General features: G+C 60.8%; 1 protein-coding gene and 1 pseudogene. Both read right to left on the bottom strand.

From position 1 onward, the window contains the following. Positions 1 to 492 (bottom strand): annotated as a pseudogene (gene dalT / locus KHQ23_RS26250) (D-arabinitol transporter); the annotation flags it as partial. A 70-nt stretch (positions 493 to 562) separates the two neighbouring features. Beyond that, a partial coding sequence (locus KHQ23_RS26245; protein ID WP_242453166.1) for an FGGY-family carbohydrate kinase occupies positions 563 to 1,322 on the bottom strand: 760 nt, incomplete at its 5' end.

Here is a 1,322-nt window from a genome sequence, read left to right as displayed (position 1 = left end):
AAAGCTCGGAATATAGCTGCCGAAGACCCCGATGCCGATGGAATACACCGCCCAGAACCAGCCGATGGCCGAGCTGGCGTTGTCGCTTTTGACGTTATGGACAATCGCCACGATAAACGAGTAGAGGAACAGCGGATAGGCGAAGCCGCGGATGCCGTAGAAAAGCAGGATCAGCGCATAGTTGGCGTGACCGAGGCCGAAAACGAGGAACAGCACGTGGAATACGCACCACAGCACGAAGCCAATCATCATCGTTTTCAGCGGGGTGATAATTTCCGCCACCACCCCGGAAATCCACGCCGACAGCGCAGCGGCCAGGCCGTAGAGGGTAAAGGCAAAGGAGGCCTCCGCCGGAGAGAAGCCGAGCGCTTTGATATAGTGCGACAGAAAGGCTAATTCAAAACCGTCGCCGGTCATAAATACGGCAATGGCGATGTATCCCCAGAGCAGATTCAGGGGTAAACCGAGCCACTGTTTATTATTGATAGACATAATGACCTCGTTTTCAGGGTACAGGGTGGCCGCTCCGCGACGTGCAACGAAGCGGCGGTTATGATGAAAATCAGTGCTGTCGATAGTGCAGATCGTTTAAATACAGGGCTTTAAACTGCGCGTAGCGTTGCATCAGGATGTGGTGGCGAATGGGATCCGCACGCCAGGTCTGCCAGACTTCCGGTTTTTCACACACCGCGGCAATGGGTTTGCCCGCCGCCAGGCAGGCCAGCCGCGCCGCGCCCAGCGCGCCGCCGGTCTCTCCGCCTTTGTGGGTCACCACCGGCATAGCGAGAATATCGGCCAGCAGCTGGGCCCAGAACGGACTGCGGGCGCCCCCGCCCACCAGCGAGCACTGCGCGATCGGCGTCCCGCTCTCTTTCAATGCCTGCAGGCCGTCGTTGATCCCAAAGCTCACCCCCTCCAGCACCGCGTAGCCGAGCTGCGCGCGCAGGCTGGCGTGGGTCATGCCCCAGAAGATGCCGCGCGCGTCAGGATCGTTATGCGGGGTTCGTTCCCCGGAGAGATAGGGCAGGAAGAACGGCGCGTTGGCTTTATCCTCCTCGCTTAGCTCGGCAATCTCCGCCAGCAGCGCCACCTCCGTGGTGCCGGTCAGGCGGCAGAACCACTGCAAACAGCTGGCGGCGCTCAGCATGACGCTCATCTGGTGCCACAGGTTCGGCAGCACGTGACAAAACGCATGTACCGCCGACTGCGGCGCCGGACGATAGGCGTCGGTCACCACAAACAGCACCCCGGAGGTGCCGAGCGAAATAAACGCATCCCCCGGCGAGACCGCGCCGACGCCAATGGCGCTGACCGCGTTATCC

It is taken from the genome of Klebsiella sp. 64 (assembly GCF_018223915.1).
Lineage (GTDB): Bacteria > Pseudomonadota > Gammaproteobacteria > Enterobacterales > Enterobacteriaceae > Klebsiella > Klebsiella pneumoniae.
The sequence above is the reverse complement of the archived record's forward strand: the minus strand, read 5'-3'. Positions and strand labels throughout refer to the sequence as shown.